Here is an 18,365-nt window from a genome sequence, read left to right on the forward strand (position 1 = left end):
TCGATCAGGAGTCAGTGATGTCCGCACCCGCCAGCATCGTCCCCCTCGTCCTCGGTCGCAAGACCGTGACGGCACCGAGCTCGCTGCTCGTCATGAGCTCGTTCTTCGCCTGCGCGACGCTGTTCCTCACCGTCGCCGCCGGGGCTTGGATGTTCTTCCAGATCCCGCCGAGCACCGATCCGAACACCCAAGGACTCGATGTCGCCTACAAGTTCTTCGCGGGACTTGCCACGATCCTCCTCGTCATCCCCGCGAGCACCCTGGCCTCCGCCTCGGCGACGCTGTCGGCCAGGCGGCAGGACGAGCGGCTCTCGACGATGTCCCTGCTCGGCGCCCAGCGCTCGTCGATCATCGCGATCGCCGTGGCCGAACCGCTCGTGCCCGCCGTCATCGGCATCGTCGCAGGCGTCCTCGGCTACCTGGGGCTCGCGTGGCCGGTGAGTCACATCCACTTCCTCGGGCAGCCGATCGGGTACGCGAACATGCTCATGCCCCCGCTCCTGCTCGCCGCGGTCGTCGTCTTCCTCATCCTCGTCTGCGTCGTCTCGGCGCTGCTGGGGCTGCGGAAGGTCGCGATCTCCCCGCTGGGAGTCCGGACGAAGTCGCTCGAGCGGAAGTTCCCCGTCGCCCGGGTCATCGCGGTCATCGTCGCGATCCTCGTCCTCCCGGTCGTCGTCAGCCTGTCGAAGTCGGCGAGCCTGGGGATGGGGGTGATGATCTCGGCGATGCTCGCGGTCTTCGTCATCGGCCTCATCGTCGTCGACCTCCTCGGCGGGCTCTTCGTCCGCTGGTTCGCCCACCTGGCGGGCAAGCGCGCGCTGACGCCGGCCCGGCTCATCGCCGCCCGGCTCGTCTCCGATGAGCCGAAGCGGTTCTGGCGCCGCGTCTCCGGGGTCGCGATGACGGCGTTCGTCGCGGCCGTCGGCGGCACGGGCATCGCGCTCATGCAGTTCGCCACGGACATCTCCGACGACCCGAGCGTCGACATGCCGCAGGAGCACCTCACCCTCTACCAGGACCTGTTCACCGGCGTGCTGCTCGTCATGGGGATCTCGATCGTCCTCATCGCGGTCTCCGCGCTCATCAACCAGGTCGCCGACGTCTACGACCGGGCCGACACCTTCTCCGACCTCTATGCCGCAGGCATGGACGTCGACACGATGCACGCGGGGATGGTGCGCGCGGTCCTCGGTCCCGTCATCTGGGTGTCGCTGCTCGCCGGCGGTCTGGGACTCGTCCTCGTGCTCCCGCTGGCCGGGGCGGCCCTGGTGATGAAGCCCGTCACGTTCCTCACGATCCTCGTGTCAGTGGTCGTCGGTATCGTCGTCATCAGGCAGGGACTCCAGGTGGCGAAGCCGATTCTCGCCGCGGTCGCCACCGCCGGCCGGGCACGGCTGTGACGCTGGGCCGCTGCGCCGCCTCGGCGAGATCGGGGCGGCACCGGCGGTGACGTGAATCGCTGTCGGGTCCGCGCGCGGCACGGGTAAAGTGGGATGGCACTGCACCCGGGCCGGGCAGGCGTAGGCACAGAGGAGGAGACGTGGGAGTGAGCAGCGATCTGGGGTACGACGGACTCAGAACTCCTCCGCAGGATATCGAAGCCGAGGAGAGCGTCCTGGGTGCCATGCTCCTGTCGAAGGACGCCATCGCCGACTGCGTCGAATCGATGTCGCGTGATGACTTCTACAAGCCCGCGCACGAGACGATCTACGAGGCGATCCTAGACCTCTACTCCCGCGGCGAACCCGCCGACTCGGTCACGGTCGCGAACTACCTGACGAAGTCCGGCGATCTCTCCCGGATCGGCGGACCTGCCTACCTCCACACGCTCATCTCCTCGGTCCCCACCGCCGCGAACGCCGGATACTATGCGACGATCGTCCGCGAGCGCGCGGTGCTGCGCCGCCTCGTCGAGGCCGGCACCCGGATCGTGCAGATGGGCTACGACGCCGAGGGCGACACCGACGCCGTCGTCAACAACGCGCAGGCCGAGATCTATCAGGTCACGGAGAAGCACACGACGGAGGATTACGTCATCCTCGCCGACATCCTCGGCGAGGTGGCAGCCGAGATCGAGCGCAACGGCGACACCGACGGGCAGACCGCCGGGGTGCCGACCGGGTTCACGGAGTTCGATCAGCTGACCAACGGCCTCCACCCGGGGCAGATGATCGTCATCGCCGCCCGACCCGGTGTCGGCAAGTCGACGCTCGCCCTCGACTTCATCCGCTCGGCAGCGATCCATCACAAGCAGGCCGCGGTCTTCTTCTCCCTCGAGATGGGCAAGAACGAGCTCGTCATGAGGCTCCTCTCCGCAGAGTCGGAGATCCCGCTGCAGAACCTGCGCCGCGGTGAGCTCAGCCCCCACGACTGGACGAACCTCGCCGCCACCGAGGCGCGCATCAACGACTCGCCGCTCTTCGTCGACGATTCGCCGAACATGGCGCTCACGGAGATCCGCGCGAAGTGCCGCCGGCTCAAACAGCAGCACGACCTCAAGATGGTCTGCGTCGACTACCTCCAGCTCATGAGCTCGGGCAAGCGCGTCGAATCCCGCCAGCAGGAGGTCTCGGAGTTCTCCCGCTCGCTCAAGCTGCTGGCCAAAGAGCTCGAGGTGCCCGTCATCGCGCTCTCCCAGCTCAACCGCGGCAGCGAGCAGCGCACCGACAAGCGACCGATGATCTCCGATCTCCGCGAATCCGGATCGATCGAGCAGGACGCCGACATGGTCCTCCTCATCCACCGTGAGGACATGTACGACAAGGAGCACGAACGCGCCGGCGAGGCCGACATCATCGTCGCCAAGCACCGAGCCGGACCGACCGGTGACATCGCCGTGGCCTTCCAGGGCGCGAAGTCCCGGTTCGTCAACATGCCGCAGTAGGTTTCCCGCCACAGGAGCGAGCCTGCCCGGATCGGTGCCCTCACGTCGCTTTGTACGATGGCAGGCATGGACACGACCCCGAACGATCTGCTCGTGCTGCTCGCGGTCTCCCGCTCGGCGAAGTTCGCGACGGCGGCCCATGCGCTCGGGGTCAACCACACGACGATCTCACGACGGATCGCGGCCTTGGAGAAGGCACTCGGCGGCCGGGTGCTCGCCCGGTCCGGCAGCGGATGGGAGCTCACGGAGCTCGGCGCCGAGGCGGTGCGCGTCGCCGAGCAGGTCGAGCTCGCGGTCGGCAGCCTCGGTGAGTCGGGCGAGACTCCCGATCCCGTCAGCGGTGTCGTGCGGATGTCGGCGACGGACGGATTCAGCGCCTATGTGGCCTCACCGGCCGTCGCGGCGCTGCGGCGGACCCATCCAGGTCTGAGCGTCGAGATCATCACGGTGACACGGCAGGCCCTGCAGCAGCGGTCCGGCCTCGACATCGAAGTCGTCGTCGGCAAACCGCAGGTCCATCGCGCCGAGGCGGTCCACCTCGGCGACTATGCGCTGGGAATGTACGCCGCGCGGGACTACCTCGCCGACCACGGCACCCCGACGACGGTTGACGCGCTCATGGAGCACCAGCTCGTGTACTTCGTCGACTCGATGCTCCAGGTCGACGACCTTGACGCACCCCGGCGCCTCGTCCCGTCGATGAAAGACGGTGTGACCTCGACGAATGTCTTCGTCCATGTCGAAGCCACGCGTGCCGGCGCCGGCATCGGGTTCCTGCCCTGTTTCATGGCCGACCGGCATGCCGACCTCGTCAGACTTCTCCCGGACGACCTCACCGAACACCTCCCGTACTGGATGGTGCTGCGGCCCGACTCCATGCGCCGTCCCGCCGTCGCCGCGGTCGCCAGAGCGCTCAAGCACCAGACGGCGGCGTGCTACGACGCCCTCATGGGGAAGGAAGAGAGGGTCTGATCGACGTACGGCGCCCGCACCGCGTACGGTGCGGGCGCCGCGGGACTCACTGGCCGAGGATGTCGGCGATGCCCTGCCGGTAGGTCGTCACAGCGAAGTCAGGGAAGCGGGAGGCGAACTTCGACGTGTCGAAGATGTTGTCCCCGCGGTACCGGGGAAGGAGTTCGGCCGCCTCGGCGAGCATCGGATTGAACCGGCTGCCCAACTTGAACACCCACAGCGGGAGCACGGTGTAGCCGATCTTCCGCCCGGTGATCTCGGAGGCGATCGCGATGAGCTCACGGTACGTGCGGCGATGCTCGTCGATCGGCAGATGCCAGGTCTGCCCGTACGCGTCGGGGGTGTTGCCGAGCAGCGCCAGCGCCCGACTGGCATCCGGCGTCCAGATCAGCGATCGCTTCGTCGTCGCACTCACCGGCACGAGCGGACGCTTGCCCGCCCTGATCCGGTCGAATACGAGCATGTTCGACCAGCTCTTCGTCTTCCCCGGCCCGTAGAACTCCGGGGCCCGACCGATGAGCGCGTCGATCTGACCGGCGGCCATCGCATCGAGGAGCATCGTGACGATCTCCGCCCGCACCCGCCCCTTGCGGCCACCGGGGGCGAATCCCGTCGACTCGATCTGCGGGGTCGGGGTGCCCGGATACATGTACGTGTTGTCGAAGAAGACGAGCTTCGTCCCATGGGCCATGCACGCATCGATGACATTGCGCATCATCGTCGGGAACTTCTCCTCCCACAGGGCCGAATCCATCGGCAGACCCACCGTGAGATAGGCGATCGCGCTGCCCGCGACAGCACGCTCGGTCGACGCCGGGTCCATGAGGTCGGCGGCGACCAGCTCATCCGTGCCGTTGACCTGCTTCGGGTGCCGGCTGACGAGCCGGATGTCCTGAGTGAAGTCGCGATGGAGGGCGCGGGCGAGTTCGTCGGCGATCGGCCCACCTGCACCGAGAATGGTCTGCATTCCGTCTCTGCGTTCGCTGGTCGGGTTCACTTCACACCCGGTATCCGCTTGAGCACGCGCAGCGCGCCGGTGACGATGCGCGCGTAACGCGCAGGATCGACGTTGTCCGGCACACCGACGGGCAACAGCCGCGAGGCGGCGATCGTCTGCGACTCGGTGTACTTGAGGATGCCGTGCTCCCCGTGCCGCCGGCCGAGGCCGGAGGCCTTCATGCCGCCCATCGGGGCATCCATCGACCCCCACGCCGCGGCGTACGCGTCGTTGACGTTGACGGTGCCGGCCTCGAGCCGGGAGGCGACGCGGACTCCGCGGTCCTCGTCGGAGGTCCACACGCTGAAGTTGAGGCCGTAGTCGCTGTCATTGGCTCTCGCGATCGCCTCCTCCTCGTCGGCGACCCGGTAGAGGCTGACGACCGGACCGAAGGTCTCGTGCGCGTAGACCTCCATCGACTCGTCGACATCGGTGAGGATCGTCGGCTCGTAGAAGTAGGGGCCGAGCTCGGGACGGCGCCGACCGCCGGCGAGCACCGTGGCGCCCTTGTCCCGCGCATCATCGACATGGCGCATCACCGTCTCGAGCTGCTTCTGCGAGACGAGCGAGCCCATGTCCGCGGAGTAGTCGATCCCGGCGGTCAGCGTCATCGCCCGGGCAGCGGCGGCGAACTTCGCAGTGAAGTCGTCCCAGAGGACGTCGGGGACATAGATGCGCTCCATCGAGATGCACAGCTGCCCGGTGTTGGAGAAGCTCGCCCGGATCGCCCCGGACACGGCCTTGTCGACGTCGGCATCGTCGAGGACGAGCAGGGCGTTCTTCCCGCCGAGCTCCATCGACGCATCGATGAGGTTCTCCCCGGCCTGGGCGGCCACCGTCCGTCCCACAGCGGTCGACCCGGTGAACATGAGGAAGTCGGAGTTCTCGATGATCGGCAGACCGAGTTCGGCGCCAGACCCGGTGACGACCTCGACGAGACCGGGCTGCATGCCCGCCCGCTCGAGCATCTCCACGGCCCACAGTGCAGCGAACGGCGTCTGCGCATCCGGCTTCGTGACCACCGCATTGCCGGCGATGATCGCCGGCAGGGCATCGCTGATGCCGAGCGTCAGCGGATAGTTCCACGGCGAGATGATGCCGACGACGCCCTTCGGATGATGGAGCTCCCACACCTTCGTCAGCGCCAGCTGCGCACCCTGACGGCGCTTGGGTCGCAGGTACCTCTCCGCCGTGTGCGCGTAGTAGCGGGCGTTCAACGCGACATCCATGATCTCCTCGAACGCATGCCGGCGGGCCTTGCCGTTCTCCAGCTGGATGAGGTCGAGGACTTCGTCCTGGTGGCGCAGCACGAGGTCGTGGAAGCGCATGAGCACCTCCGCCCGTTCCCGAATCGGACGGGCGGCCCACTCCTTCTGGACGCTGCGGGCCCGTGCGGCCGCGGCGACGACATCGGCCGGGGTGGCGTGCGGAACAGTGCCGAGCACCTCACCGGTCATCGCATTGGTGACGTCCTGCGTGGCGTCGGGGTCGGCGACCCGCACGCGGCGGCTCAGCGCCGCGAGTCGGTCGGCGGTGATCCTCGGAGTGATCCGCGCATCCGCGGTCAATGTGGACACGATGGTCTGCCCTTCTGTGGTCGTGTGTCGGGAATGGAGCGATTGGCTGGGAGTGTAGGTCAGTGACATGAACGTCGTCAGTCGAGCGAGATGACGCGCGGCATGTGGAGAGCCGCCTGACCGTGGGTCATGACATCGAACATCAGGGTCCGCGTCGGACGCAGCGAGCGGATGTCATCGGAGATCCGTCCCTCGCCGAGGCGGGTCTCGACATGGCGCGGGAACAGCGCGGTTCCCGAGACGAGGGCGTTCGTCTGGTTGAACGTCGCATGCCATCCTCCGTCGAAATGCGTATACGACGTCAGGGAGGACACCGCGGTGCCCGACCGGTGCCGCTTCTGCCGGGGAGTCAGGGCCCGGAGTTCGAAATCGGTGCCGCCGGAGTCGTTGAGCACCCGTCCGGTCACGGACTGCGCGGTGATGTCGACATCGATGTCGGTCACCCACTTGGGGAAACCGTAGCCGTCGTGCCCGCGGACCTGGGCGATCTCGGTGTTGACGGGCAGGGAGAGCACATAGGAGTCGAGGTGGTTGTTCTTCAGCGCCGCGAGCAGGTCGATCGCCCCCAGCGGACCGTGGTGGGGCGGTTTGACCGCGATGCCGACGGCCGCCTCGGTGTAGAAGTCGATGTCGGCGACGTCGTAGCGGAACAGCAGCACCGAGGCGAGACCGAAGCCGGGAACGGCTTCGAGCGGATCGAGCGGTGCGGGCAGCCGGTCGCGCAGCGCGCTCATCGGCGCGAGCATCGTCAGGCGCGCGCTCGACATCGCGTAGTAGAAGTTCGGGGTGAACGTGCGCCCGATGCGCGACTCCACCTCGACCTTGGGCTGATTGCGGAAGAAGTCGACGCTGGTCACGCGGGGGTCGCGGGCGACCTCGTCGAGGTCGGGCTGCATGCGATAGCGGTCGAAGAGACCGCCCGCGGGCACCTGGAGGGTGCGCGAGCCCAAGGTGACTTCGGTGGTCGGGGCGGTGTTCGTCTCGGTCATGTTTCTCACTCCACATCTGATTCCGGACTCTCGAACTGAGAGTAGGCTGACGAAGTTAACAGTGTCAACATGGCGATGCGGGGATTCATTCCCGACCTCCGGGTGTGTTCCCGGTCTCAGCGGCGCTGCGTGGGTCTCAGTCGGTGAGCAGGGCGGCGAAGGCGGCGCGGACGCGGGTGTCGAAGTCGACGTCGTCGTTGGCCCCGAGGGTGCCGTCGATGTGGAGGGTCGCCAGTCCGTGGGCGAGTGCCCAGCCGGCGGTGGCGAGTCCGTGCGGGTCCCGCTGCGGGTGGGTGGCGATCGCGACCTCCTGGATGCGGGCGAAGACGGCCGCGCAGGCGACCCTGACCTCGTCGACGGTGCTGAGCTCCTGGCCGAACATCAGTGCGTAGAGGGCGGGATGCGCCTCGGCGAAGTGGATGTAGGTGAGCGCGAGCTCGACGAGCGGGGTGTCGCCCTCCCCGTGCTCGCCGACGACGGCTTCGAGTGAGGTCTGGAGCTCGGCGAAGCCGTCGGCGGCCATCGCGGCTTCGAGGTCCTGCTTGCTTTCGAAGTGGCGATACGGCGCGGCCTGGGAGACGCCGACCCGGCGGGCCACGGCGCGCAGGGAGAAGGCCTCGCCCGTCTCGAGCATCTCGACGCCGGCGGTGATGAGCGCGTGGCGCAGGTTGCCATGATGATGCCGCGGCTTCTCCGCGGACGCTGTTGACACAGTCGATCCTCCCCCGTACTTTTTCAGTGTGGACACTGTTAACTTTAGCAATCGAAGCGTCCTCCCCACAGCGTCCTCGTCGTTCTAGGAAAGGTCCCCTCATGACATCGGTTCTCTTCGTCATCACCGCCGCCACCGGATGGACGCTTGAGGACGGTACCGTCCATCCCACCGGCTACTGGGCCGAGGAGGTCGCCGAACCCTACCGTCTCTTCTCCGAGGCCGGGTGGGACATCACCGTGGCCACGCCCGGGGGAGTGCCTCCGACGCTCGACGAGCTCAGCCTCGGCATCGCCGGGGGTCGACCGAAGAAGCGCCGGGAGATCCGCGCCTACCTCGACTCGATCAAGGACGCCCTCGACCATCCCGTCGCCCTCGACACCGTCGACGAGGCCGACTACGACGTCGTCTTCTACCCCGGAGGGCACGGCCCGATGGAGGACCTCGCGGTCGATCCGGTCTCCGGCGCACTCCTTAAGCGGCGCCTCGACTCCGGCAGGCCGCTCGCCCTCCTCTGCCATGCGCCGGTCGCCGTGCTCGCGGCGAAGAACGAGGACGGGTCGAACGCCTTCGCCGGACGGACGATGACGGGACTGTCCAACGTCGAGGAACGTCTCAACGCCTTCGCGTGGAAGGCCAAGTGGCTCCTCGAGGACGCCGTCAAGGACGCCGGGATCCACTACGAGAAGGGCGTGGTTCCGCTGCGTCCCCACATCGTCGTCGACGGCAGCCTCTACTCGGGGCAGAATCCCGCGTCCGCCGAGGCGCTCGCCTCCCGGATCATCGCCGACGTCGACGGCCGACGCGCGGCACCGGGGCCGACGGCGTGAGTCGGCACGCACTCGACGTCCGCGGCACCACCGTCCTCATCACCGGCGCGAGCTCGGGCCTCGGGGCGGAGTTCGCCCGACAGTTCGCCGCCCGCGGTGCCGATCTCGTCCTCGTCGCCCGCCGCCGTGACCGGCTCGAGGAGCTCGCCCGAGAGCTCGAGACCGCCCACCGCATCACCGCCCATGTTCTCGTCCATGATCTCGCCGAGGCGGCAGGGGTCGACGGGCTCCTCTCGGATCTCACCACCGGGGGCATCGCGGTCGACTCGCTCGTCAACAACGCCGGGTTCGGCATCGCCGAACCCTTCGCCGACACCGCCCCCGAGCGGATCGATGAGATGCTCGCCGTCAACGTCGTGGCACTGACCCGGCTGACCCGCGCGCTGCTGCCGCAGCTGACCGGGGTGCTCGTCAACATCGCGAGCACCGCGGCCTACCAGCCCACGCCCGGGATGGCCGCGTACGGTGCGACGAAGGCCTACGTCCTCTCCCTCACCGAGGCGATCGCCGAGGAGACGCGGTCGGTTCCGCTGAGGGTGCTGGCGCTCAGCCCCGGTCCGACGAACACGGAGTTCTTCGCCGTGGCCGGCAGCGACTTCGCCGGCACGGGACGCTTCGACACCCCCGAACAGGTCGTCGCGGTCGCCTTCGCCGCACTCGAGCACCGTCAGCCGCGCAGCGTCATCTCGGGGTTCGGCAACAAGGTGCTCGCCGCCGGTGCCGGTCTGCTGCCCCGGAGGATCGCGCTCAAGGCCGCCCGGAAGGCACTGGAGTGAACCTGTTCACCGCAGGTACGGTGGGGACATGACGATCGAGACGACCGAGATCACCGCCTACCTCGATGAGTACGCGCGCTCGCTGAGCGAATTCGACGCCGAGGCGGCGAGCCGTCTGTGGTCGATGCCGGGAATGATCGTCGACGATGCGTTCTCCGGGGTGCTCGAATCGCGGGAGGCGATGGCCGCGGGGCTCGAGCAGTCCTACCCGCTCTACCGGCAGCTCGGGCTCGCCTCGGTCGGGTACGACCTCCTCGGCGAGGATCATCTCACCCCTGACCTCGTCATGGTCCAGGTGCGCTGGGACTTCGTCGACGACGCGGGGGAGCCGCTCACCGACAGTGTCGCGCACTACCTGCTGCGACGCGAGAGCGAAGGGCTGCGGGCGACGGTGTGCGTGCAGACCGACGACCGCGAGAAGCTCCAGGCGCTCGCGACGGCGAAGGGCGTCGACCTTGGATAGCCGGTCGACTCACGTGCTGCTGCGGGCGCCGAGGAGGCCGAGCCGCTCGAGGTCGGCCCGCAGGTCCTGAGCACCGGTGAAGACGATGCCGATGAGCCCGAGGCCGCGCGCCGCCTCGACATTGGCCGCGAGGTCGTCGACGAACACCGTGCGCGCAGGATCGAGGTCGAAGCGGTCGAGGAGGAGGCGGAAGATCGCGGGGTCGGGTTTGATGAGCTTCTCCCGCCCGGAGACGACGATGTCCTCGAGCTCGCTGATCGCCGGTGCCGCGACGGGCGCGAAGTGGACGGTCTCGGCCGACCAGTTCGACAGGCCGAGGAGCCGCACGCCTTCGGCTCCCAGGTCGGCGACGATCTCGGCCATGCCGGGGATCGGACCGGTCAGCGACCGGTCGAACCGCTCGTAGTACGTCGCGACGATCTCCCCGTGGCGGGGATCGGTCGCGCTCGCCCGCTCCACCACCTCGGCGATCGTCGCCCCGTTGTCGGCGGAGACGTTGAGGGCGGCGAAGTCGGCTTCGGCGGCGAAGGCGTCCCATTCGGCCCGGCTCATCCGGTCGGCCAGCGGCCCGGACTGGTCCCATCCGACGAGGACCTGACCGAGGTCGAAGACGACGGTCGTGGGAACGGCGACCCCGGTCCCGCTGTCACCGGCGGGGATCGGGTCGTGGGAAGCTTCGGTCATCGGCGCACCGCCTCGGCGTTGGTGGGTGGATGGTCTGGTCTCCCACGCTACCGGTTCGTCGGCTCCCGTTCCCGCCATGCCCGCAGATCGTCGGGGGTGTCGATGTCGGAGGCGTCCCCGAGGTCCGAGCACTCGACGAGGTCGACGAGGTGGGCGTGCCCCCGCAGCCACGCCCGTCCCGCTTCGTCGCCGCACGCTCGCCGGACGGCGGCCCGCGCATGGTCGAGCGGCAGGAGCACGGGGTGGCCGGGGAACCCCAACCAGGCCGCGCGGGCGATGCGCCCGGGATCGAACGCGCCGATCAGTCGGTCGAGGACCGCCCGACCGATCCCGGGCTGGTCGACGAGCATGACGAGGACCGGGGTCGCCGAGGTGGTCCCCGGCTCCCGACCGATCGCCGCGATCCCGGCCCGCCACGATGCGGACATCCCCACCTCGGCGTCGGGCACGTCGATGACGGCGACGTCCCCGAGCCCCGCCTCGGCGAGGTGGGCTTCGATCTCTCCGCGACCGGGACCGGCGGTGACGACGGGCCTCAGCCCGGCGGCGACGGCCACCTTCACGGCCCGGACGACGAGGACCGAGTCCTCCCACGGCAGCAGCGCCTTCGGGCCGAGCCCGAGCCGGTGCCCGGACCCGGCGGCGAGGATGAGGGCCACACCCCGGCCCGTCATCGCCGACCTCCCGGAACCCGACGTCGTGGGCCTGCGCGCGTGCGGCACGGTCGCGCTCATCGCTGCAGCACCCCCGCCTCGGCGAGTCCCGCATAGATGGCATCCCTCGTCAGAGGGGTCGTCGTGAAGTGGACGCCGGTGGCATGGCGGATCGCGTTGGCGAGTGCGGGAGCGACCGGATTGAACGGGGACTCGCTCATCGACTTCGCCCCCTGCGGTCCGACGGCGTCATGGGTGTCGGCGAAGTGGACCTCGGTGCGGGGGATGTCGGCGAAGTTCGGGGCCTTGTACTGGCGGAGGATGTCGGTGACGGGCCTGCCGGTCTCCTCGTCGACGATGATGCGCTCGTAGAGGGCGGCCCCGATCGCCTGGGCGACCCCGCCCTCGACCTGTCCGCGGCACTGGTGGGGGTTCATCACGACGCCCGCGTCGGCGGCGTGGACGGACTGGAGGATCCGGACCTCACCGGTGCTCATGTTCACCGCGACCCGGAACCCGTGGACGTTGAACGCCACCGACCGCGGCTCCCCGCCCCAGTAGCCCGACCCCGTCGGGGCCTCCCCGGTGGTCGCAAGCGACTCGCGCAGGAGCTCATCGAGGTGGACCGCGCGCCTGCCGCCGGCGGGTCCGACGACCTGGGCGAAGCGGGCATTGAGGTCGGCCGGGACGCGCACGCACGCAAAGTCACCGGCGATCTCGACCTCCTCGGGCCGGGCGCCGAGGTGGGGCGCCGCCAGTGCCTGCAGGCGCGCGATGAGGTCCTTCGTCGCGAGATCGTTGGCCTTCCCGGCGATCGTCGTGCCCGTCGACCCGAAGGCCCCCGTGTCGTGTTCGACGACATCGGAGTCGGACTGCCGGAGCGTGATCCGGTCCGTCGTCGTGCCGAGCAGGGTCGAGGCGAGCTGCGCGTGGACGGTCGAGGTGCCGTTGCCGAACTCCGCGGTGCCCACCCGCAGCTCGTACGTTCCGCCCTCACCGAGGGTGATGTGAGCGTGGGCGATGTGGCCGCGCGGTGGGGCGGTGGCGATCATCGCGATCGCGTGCCCTTCGCCGATGTTCCACTCCTCGCCGAGGTCCTCCCCGTGCCCGGCGGCGACGTGCTCGGCCCAGCGGGTGCGGCCCCGGTCGAGGGCGGAGCTGACGAGGTCGATGCACTGGTCGAGACCGTAGCTGCCGATGAGGAGGTCCTCCTCGGGTTCGTCGTGGGCGCTGAGCATGGGGTCGGCGGGTCCGATGATGTTCTTCCGGCGCATCTCGAGTTCGTCGATGCCGAGCTTGTCGGCCAAGGCGGTGATCGTCGACTCGACGGCGAAGATCATCTGGCTCAGCCCGTAGCCGCGGAACGCTCCCGAGGGCATCGTGTTCGTGTAGAGGACCATCGCGTCGACCTTCTTGTGCGGTGCGTTGTAGACGGCCACCGACTCCCCGACCCCGTGGAAGAGGACGCCGGGACCGTGATTGCCGTAGGCGCCGGTGTTCGACCGGACGTCGACGGCGAGTGCTGTCAGCGTCCCGGTCTCGTCGGCGCCGGCGCGCATCCGCATCCGGAAGGGATGGCGGACGGTGGTGGCGGTGAAGACCTCCTTGCGGGAGAGCTCGAGGCGCACGGGCCGACCGGTGGCCATCGATGCGAGCAGGGCGACGTCCTCGCAGAGCACCTCCTGCTTCCCGCCGAATCCGCCGCCCACGCGCTCGCAGTAGACCCGCACCCGATCCGGGTCGAGGTCGAAGATCTCGCTCAGCGCCCGGCGGACGAGGAACGGCACCTGCGTGCTGCTGCGGACGACGAATCGGCCTTCGTCGTCGGTCCACGCGATCGCCCCGTGGGTCTCGAGCGCCATGTGCGAGAGGCGCTGGGTGCGGTACGTCGCCTCGTGGGTGACCGCCGAGGCGGCGAGTGCGGCCTCGACGTCGCCGATCTCGTGGTGGACCTCGGCGAGGACGTTGTCACCGGGGCGGGCGATGCCCGCGTCCGGTCCGGCGTCGGGGTGGATCGCCGGGGCGTCGGGGGCGTCGGCGAGTTCGACGTCGAAGACCGCCGGCAGGTCCTCGTATTCGATGTCGACGAGGCGGACCCCGCGTTCGGCCGCCCGTTGGGTCTCGGCGACGACGACGGCGACGCGCTGTCCGTAGTACCGGACGACGTCGTCGAAGACGCGGGTGTCCTTGGGGTCGTCCTCGACGATCTCGTGCTGTGCGGTCGAGAACCGTTTGGCCGGGGCATCCTCGTGGGTGAGGACGGCGATGACGCCCGGTTCGGCGAGCGCCCGCGCCGTGTCGATGGCGAGGATCCGCGCGTGCGCCCGGGTCGCGTGGACGAGCGCGCCGTGGAGCAGGGGTGCGGGCAGCTCGTCGGGCTGCATGTCCATCGTGTACCGGACGGTGCCGGTGACGACGCCGGGGCCGGCGAGCGCCCCGGTGTTCGCCCCGATGCCGCGGAATCCGGGGTCGACGTTGCGGTGGCCGGCCACGGCATCCTCGATCGTCCGGTAGCCGGTGCACCGGCACACGTTGCCCTTGAGACTGCGCGGCAGGTCCTTCTTGTCGGCCTCGGTCATCGCGGCGACGGTGCAGATCATTCCCGCGGTGCAGAACCCGCACTGGAAGCCGCCGGCGGCGAGGAAGTTCTCCTGCACCGGGTGCAGGTCCTCCGGGGTGCCGAGTCCCTGGATCGTCGTCACCGACTTCCCGGCGATCCGGTGGGCGGGATAGAGGCACGAGTGGATCGCCTCGTCGTCGACGATGACGGTGCACGCTCCGCAGTCGCCGCCGTCGCAGCCCTTCTTCACCCCGGTCGACCCCTGCTCCCGCAGCCATGTGCGCAGGCACTGGCCGGGTTCGGGTGAGACGGCGACGGTGCGTCCGTCGACGGTGGCCGACGGCCTCTTTGGCGCGGTGGCGGGTGGGGTGTGTGCGGTCGTCGTCATCGCGTGCTCCTCGTCATCGTGATGTCTCCGGTCGTGCGCGCGGCGAAGCGCGGGTGCGGTTCGGCAGGGTCGAGCAGTTCGGTGAGGATCTCCGCGCCGAGGCGGTGCGTCATCGCCTCCCGCCACTGCGGGGTGCCGTGGATGTCGTCGTGCCAGACCCCGGCGACCGCCTCGTCGATCGCCGCTTGCAGTCCCTCATGCGTCGCCGCATGCGCGGCGTCCGGGCCGAGGTCGATGATGTGCGGGCGACGGGTCGACCCGGTGATCGCCAAGCGCAGGGCTCCCGCGCCGAGGCGGCGGCCGATGATCAGTGCCGCGGTGCGTCCGCGTTCGGTCAGGGAGATGCGGCGGAACGCGCACGGCTGCGTGAGCGCCGCGATCGGGATGTGGAAGCTGCGGATGAGCTCCCCGGGCTCGAGCGTCGTCTGCGCCTCCCCGACGACGAGTTCGGCCACGGGCAGGGCCCGCAGCGACCCGCGCGGACCCCACAGGAGGGCGACGGCGTCGAGGCCGGAGAGGAGGGAGATCATCGGGCCGGCGGGCAGTCCCGTGGCGACGTTGCCGCCGATCGTCGAGGCGTTCCAGATCTTCCACGATGCGACGAAGGAGTCGCACGCCGGGGCGAAGAGATCGAGGCCGGGCAGCGCCCGATCGCCGTGGCCGGGCACGCGCGGACCGCTCGTGCGGAACTCGAAGATGTCCTTGATCAGGCAGGTCGCGGCGATCTCGAGCTCGACGGGCTCACCGGCGGCGTCGCAGCGCCACAGCGTCGGCGTCCAGCCGGACTCGGTGATGTCGAGCAGGCGCCGCGGCGGGCCCTGGGTGATGTCGGTGCCGTAGGAGAAGAGCACGGTGCCCCCGGCCAGCCAGCTGTCACCGGGCTGCCACCGTTCGGGATCGGCGCAGGTGAGCACCTCGTCGACGCAGCTCATATCCATGAGATCATCGCCTCCCCTCGGGTGAGCGCAGTGCCGAGGCGGTGCAGGGGATGCGGGGGTGCCGCGGGTTCCTCCCGTGGGGGTGTCGTGGGGTCGGGGCCGGGTGCTGGTGGGCCGGCGCTGGGTGCCCCGTGGTCGGAGTTGGGTGCAGCACTGTCGCTGCCGCGGGACCCGTGGATCGGTCCGCTCGTGTGGCGCAGTTCGGGGATGCCCGCCGAGGTGGCCCGGCCCGTCGTCACGGCGATGAGTTCGGCGAGGACGGCGACGGCGACCTCCTGCGGGGTGCGGGCGCCGATGTCGAGGCCGATCGGGGAGTGGAGCGCGTCGAACGCGGTCTGCGGCAGGCCCCCGTGGACGAGTTCCTGCGCTCGCCTCTCGTGGGTCGTCCGCGACCCCATCGCCCCGACGTAGGCGAGATCCATCCGCAGGGCGCGGTCGAGGACCGGCAGGTCGAAGCGCGGGTCGTGGGTGAGCACGATGACCGCGGTGCGCGAGTCGACGCGGCCGGCCGCGCACTCGCGGGCGAAGTGCTCGCCGGGACGGTCGACGACGACCTCGTGCGCGCCGGGGTGGCGGGCCCGGGTCGCGAAGACGGGACGGGCGTCGCAGACCGTGACGTGGAGGCCGAGGAAGGAGGCGGCCTGGGCGATCGCGGTCGAGAAGTCGTTGGCGCCGTAGATGAGGACGCGGGCGCGGGGGCGGCGGGATTCGACGAAGAGCCGGCGCACGGTCGGGCAGTCGGGTCGGGTCTCGTCGCGGACCGCGACGATCCCGCAGCCGCCGCGGCGCACGATCTCCGCGACGGGGGCAGCGGCGGTGCCGACCGCCTCGGCGAAGGCCTGGGGCAGGGGATCGCCGGGGCCGAGCGTCACGGGTGGCAGCGGCGCGCGGACCGCCCGCGGCTCGGGTGCGACGAGTTCGCCGCCGCGCATCGCGACGTCGAGGGGGATCTCGCGGATGAGGGCACCGGCGTCGTCGCGGTCGGAGTCGATGAGACTGGTGACCGCCTCGGCGAGGGAGGTGAGCGGTTCGATGAGGACGCTGATGTCGCCGCCGCACATGAGGCCGACGGAGAGTCCGGACTCGTCGCTGAAGCCGAACTCGCAGACCAGCGACCGCTGGCCGGTGATCGCGGTGAGGGCGGCGTCGACGATCGCCGATTCGACGCAGCCGCCGGAGATCGATCCGATGGTCAGGGTGTCGTCGCGGACGGCCATCGACGTGCCGATGGGGCGGGGGACGGACCCGGAGACGGCGATGACGGTGGCAACGGCCCACCGGTCGGGAGATTCCACGGTCGACGAATAGGCGTTGAGGCGATCCAACACGGGGCTACCAGTCCTTTCTGCAGCGCCCGGTAGATAGCCCAAGTTCGACCTTGAACTCGCCATAGGCAAGTACGAAGAATCTTAGATCACAGTTTTTCCGCCTGGCAATAGGATGTTTCCACTTTGTGAGAAGCGCGGCGGCTCACGTACCCGGATGAATGCGAAGCGGCCGGTGACAGTGGTCATCACTGTCACCGGCCGCTGCCGATCAGTTCACCGCCGTCGACGCCAGTGCGGCGTCAGTCGCGGTGAGAAGTCTCTGGGCTCTGAGCTCAGAGGGGGCGAACGCTCGTGGCCTGGAGGCCCTTCTGTCCCATCTCGGACTCGAATTCGACGTTCTGGCCCTCGGTGAGCTCGCGGTAACCGGTCGATTCGATGGCGGAGAAGTGCGTGAACACATCGGCCGAACCGTCGTCAGGCTGGATGAATCCGTAGCCCTTTTCCGCGTTGAACCATTTCACGGTACCTGTGGTCATATTCCTTGTTTCCTTATTCAGCTGCGACCGCCGGAGCGGTCTTGATGGTCGGATCCGACGTGGATCCGGCTTGTCACACACAGTCGGCCGCTCTGCGAACGGCGGGGGCCGATCGCTCGGTGGCCCAAAGGTGTGATCTTCCCGTCGGAGCACAGGCGAGTGCGCTGCGGAACCGACGAAAACCTGGGGGACGCGTCGACACAGGACGCGAACGAAATGAAGAGGGAGGGAGTTGAAGCGATGGTGCCAGTCTATCAGAGATTCGTCCCGGTCCGGCGTCGAATCGGATGCAATGATCCCTGCCCGAATTCGGCCGTGGGGTCTCGCCTCAGCCCTACACTGAGACGGTGACGCTCCCCGAGGTTCTCCCCTTCCTGGCCGGCATCGCCGTTCTCGTCGTCCTCACGGTCACGATCCTCCGCATCGCCGAGGTGGGGCTCGGCTGGCTGCCCGTCGTCGCGATCGTGCGCGCCGTCGTCCAGCTCGCCCTCGTCGCCCTCCTCCTCTCCGGTGCGCTCACCGCGTGGTGGGCGGTCGCGGCGTTCATCGGCCTCATGCTCACGACCGCCTCGCTGACCTCGCTGCGCCGGGCCCGCGAAGTTCCGCGCGGGCCGCTCGGAGCCGTCGTCGGCGTCGTCGTCGGCACCCTCGTCACGCTCGGACTCGTCCTCGCCCTCGGTCTCGTCGATCTCCAGTTCGAGCGGGTCATCGCGATCGCCGGCATCGTCTCCGGCAATGCGATGACGGCGGCCACGCTCGCGATGCGCCGCTACGACGGCGAACTGCGCGGCGGCTGGGGTGAGGTCGAAGCGTGGCTGGCCGTGGGAGCGCATCCGCGCCGGGCGACGAAGCGCCTGCGGCAGATCGCGGTCCGCGAGGCCCTCCTGCCCAACCTCGACCAGACGAAGAACACCGGCCTCGTCACCCTGCCCGGCGCCTTCGTCGGCGCGCTCTTCGGCGGCGCCTCCCCGCTCGAGGCCGCCCAGTTCCAGATCGTCGTCCTCGCCTCCCTCATGCTCGCCGGCGCGCTCACCGCCGTCCTCGCCACGCAGATCGCCTCGGGCACGGCCCTCAGACCCGTCGACCCCGCCGGATAGGCGGCAGCGCTGCGCCGCGGAGGACCCTGGGTCCCGCTGCG

At 69.4% G+C, this 18,365-nt stretch carries 17 protein-coding genes; 7 read left to right on the forward strand and 10 right to left on the reverse strand.

All coding sequences use genetic code 11. The annotated features are described in order from the left end of the window. Window positions 1-17 precede the first annotated feature (17 nt). The 3 genes from J9315_RS00195 to J9315_RS00205 all read left to right on the forward strand — a co-directional run bounded on the left by J9315_RS00195 (window position 18) and on the right by J9315_RS00205 (window position 3,856). Entirely contained in the window at window positions 18-1,400 is a 1,383-nt protein-coding gene (locus J9315_RS00195) for an FtsX-like permease family protein (protein WP_211978538.1), read from the forward strand. Window positions 1,401-1,546: 146 nt separating this feature from the next. After that, a complete protein-coding gene (gene dnaB / locus J9315_RS00200) occupies window positions 1,547-2,884 on the forward strand; it encodes a replicative DNA helicase (protein WP_198500060.1) in 1,338 nt (445 codons plus the stop codon). A 66-nt stretch (window positions 2,885-2,950) separates the two neighbouring features. After that, window positions 2,951-3,856, forward strand: coding sequence for a LysR family transcriptional regulator (locus tag J9315_RS00205; protein WP_198500059.1), 906 nt, complete (start codon window positions 2,951-2,953; stop codon window positions 3,854-3,856). A gap of 46 nt (window positions 3,857-3,902) precedes the next feature. Here J9315_RS00205 and J9315_RS00210 read toward each other — a convergent pair whose 3' ends face one another. The 4 genes from J9315_RS00210 to J9315_RS00225 all read right to left on the reverse strand — a co-directional run bounded on the left by J9315_RS00210 (window position 3,903) and on the right by J9315_RS00225 (window position 8,131). Then, window positions 3,903-4,823, reverse strand: a complete 921-nt coding sequence (locus J9315_RS00210) for an NAD-dependent epimerase/dehydratase family protein (RefSeq protein WP_198500058.1) — start codon at window positions 4,821-4,823, stop codon at window positions 3,903-3,905. Window positions 4,824-4,849: 26 nt separating this feature from the next. Next, a complete protein-coding gene (locus J9315_RS00215) occupies window positions 4,850-6,430 on the reverse strand; it encodes a succinic semialdehyde dehydrogenase (protein WP_198500057.1) in 1,581 nt (526 codons plus the stop codon). 77 nt (window positions 6,431-6,507) lie between these two features. Further along, window positions 6,508-7,419 carry an acetoacetate decarboxylase family protein gene (locus J9315_RS00220; protein WP_198500056.1) on the reverse strand — a complete coding sequence of 304 codons (912 nt, stop codon included), beginning with the start codon at window positions 7,417-7,419 and terminating at the stop codon, window positions 6,508-6,510. Between the two features lie 136 nt (window positions 7,420-7,555). Next, window positions 7,556-8,131, reverse strand: a complete 576-nt coding sequence (locus J9315_RS00225; RefSeq protein WP_232623778.1) for a TetR-like C-terminal domain-containing protein — start codon at window positions 8,129-8,131, stop codon at window positions 7,556-7,558. A gap of 101 nt (window positions 8,132-8,232) precedes the next feature. On the opposite strand from J9315_RS00225, the gene J9315_RS00230 reads away from it, so the two are divergent. From J9315_RS00230 to J9315_RS00240, 3 genes are read left to right on the forward strand one after another with little or no spacing between them, the layout of a single operon-like run. Beyond that, a complete protein-coding gene (locus J9315_RS00230) occupies window positions 8,233-8,961 on the forward strand; it encodes a type 1 glutamine amidotransferase domain-containing protein (RefSeq protein ID WP_198500055.1) in 729 nt (242 codons plus the stop codon). Beyond that, the gene (locus tag J9315_RS00235; RefSeq protein WP_198500054.1) at window positions 8,958-9,737 is read left to right on the forward strand and encodes an SDR family oxidoreductase; all 780 of its coding nucleotides are present in this window, start codon (window positions 8,958-8,960) and stop codon (window positions 9,735-9,737) included. The genes J9315_RS00230 and J9315_RS00235 overlap by 4 nt, the downstream gene beginning before the upstream one ends. Before the next feature lie 28 nt (window positions 9,738-9,765). Next, window positions 9,766-10,200: a hypothetical protein gene (locus J9315_RS00240; protein WP_198500053.1), complete on the forward strand. Its 435-nt coding sequence runs from the start codon at window positions 9,766-9,768 to the stop codon at window positions 10,198-10,200. Between the two features lie 9 nt (window positions 10,201-10,209). Here the strand turns inward: J9315_RS00240 and J9315_RS00245 are convergent, their stop codons facing one another. The 6 genes from J9315_RS00245 to J9315_RS00270 all read right to left on the reverse strand — a co-directional run bounded on the left by J9315_RS00245 (window position 10,210) and on the right by J9315_RS00270 (window position 17,227). Beyond that, complete coding sequence (locus J9315_RS00245; protein ID WP_198500052.1) at window positions 10,210-10,884, reverse strand: HAD family phosphatase; 675 nt, start codon at window positions 10,882-10,884, stop codon at window positions 10,210-10,212. Window positions 10,885-10,931: 47 nt separating this feature from the next. Beyond that, on the reverse strand, window positions 10,932-11,618 hold the full coding sequence (locus J9315_RS00250; protein ID WP_198500051.1) for a nucleotidyltransferase family protein: 687 nt from the start codon (window positions 11,616-11,618) through the stop codon (window positions 10,932-10,934). Further along, window positions 11,615-14,485 (reverse strand): molybdopterin cofactor-binding domain-containing protein, encoded by a 2,871-nt coding sequence (locus J9315_RS00255; RefSeq protein WP_198500050.1) that lies wholly within the window; start codon window positions 14,483-14,485, stop codon window positions 11,615-11,617. The genes J9315_RS00250 and J9315_RS00255 overlap by 4 nt, the downstream gene beginning before the upstream one ends. Continuing rightward, window positions 14,482-15,423: an FAD binding domain-containing protein gene (locus J9315_RS00260; RefSeq protein ID WP_211978539.1), complete on the reverse strand. Its 942-nt coding sequence runs from the start codon at window positions 15,421-15,423 to the stop codon at window positions 14,482-14,484. The genes J9315_RS00255 and J9315_RS00260 overlap by 4 nt, the downstream gene beginning before the upstream one ends. Then, complete coding sequence (locus J9315_RS00265; RefSeq protein WP_249120970.1) at window positions 15,414-16,751, reverse strand: XdhC/CoxI family protein; 1,338 nt, start codon at window positions 16,749-16,751, stop codon at window positions 15,414-15,416. Before J9315_RS00265 ends, J9315_RS00260 begins: the two co-directional genes overlap by 10 nt. A gap of 272 nt (window positions 16,752-17,023) precedes the next feature. After that, the gene (locus J9315_RS00270) at window positions 17,024-17,227 is read right to left on the reverse strand and encodes a cold-shock protein (RefSeq protein ID WP_137825906.1); all 204 of its coding nucleotides are present in this window, start codon (window positions 17,225-17,227) and stop codon (window positions 17,024-17,026) included. Window positions 17,228-17,574: 347 nt separating this feature from the next. Here J9315_RS00270 and J9315_RS00275 point away from each other — a divergent pair, with 347 nt between their 5' ends. After that, window positions 17,575-18,324, forward strand: coding sequence for an ABC transporter permease (locus J9315_RS00275; RefSeq protein ID WP_198500047.1), 750 nt, complete (start codon window positions 17,575-17,577; stop codon window positions 18,322-18,324). Window positions 18,325-18,365: the final 41 nt, after the last annotated feature.

The sequence above is a fragment of the Brevibacterium sp. W7.2 genome (assembly GCF_018137945.1).
In the GTDB taxonomy this organism is placed as follows: domain Bacteria; phylum Actinomycetota; class Actinomycetes; order Actinomycetales; family Brevibacteriaceae; genus Brevibacterium; species Brevibacterium sanguinis.

Excerpts from the sequence above, each read along its gene's own strand:
- J9315_RS00270 (WP_137825906.1), bottom strand. The coding sequence starts at position 17,227 with ATGACCACAGGTACCGTGAAATGGTTCAACGCGGAAAAGGGCTACGGA.
- J9315_RS00210 (WP_198500058.1), bottom strand. The coding sequence starts at position 4,823 with ATGCAGACCATTCTCGGTGCAGGTGGGCCGATCGCCGACGAACTCGCC.
- J9315_RS00250 (WP_198500051.1), bottom strand. The coding sequence starts at position 11,618 with ATGAGCGCGACCGTGCCGCACGCGCGCAGGCCCACGACGTCGGGTTCC.
- J9315_RS00245 (WP_198500052.1), bottom strand. The coding sequence starts at position 10,884 with ATGACCGAAGCTTCCCACGACCCGATCCCCGCCGGTGACAGCGGGACC.
- J9315_RS00260 (WP_211978539.1), bottom strand. The coding sequence starts at position 15,423 with ATGGATATGAGCTGCGTCGACGAGGTGCTCACCTGCGCCGATCCCGAA.
- J9315_RS00240 (WP_198500053.1), top strand. The coding sequence starts at position 9,766 with ATGACGATCGAGACGACCGAGATCACCGCCTACCTCGATGAGTACGCG.
- J9315_RS00220 (WP_198500056.1), bottom strand. The coding sequence starts at position 7,419 with ATGACCGAGACGAACACCGCCCCGACCACCGAAGTCACCTTGGGCTCG.
- J9315_RS00195 (WP_211978538.1), top strand. The coding sequence starts at position 18 with ATGTCCGCACCCGCCAGCATCGTCCCCCTCGTCCTCGGTCGCAAGACC.
- J9315_RS00255 (WP_198500050.1), bottom strand. The coding sequence starts at position 14,485 with ATGACGACGACCGCACACACCCCACCCGCCACCGCGCCAAAGAGGCCG.
- J9315_RS00230 (WP_198500055.1), top strand. The coding sequence starts at position 8,233 with ATGACATCGGTTCTCTTCGTCATCACCGCCGCCACCGGATGGACGCTT.
- J9315_RS00205 (WP_198500059.1), top strand. The coding sequence starts at position 2,951 with ATGGACACGACCCCGAACGATCTGCTCGTGCTGCTCGCGGTCTCCCGC.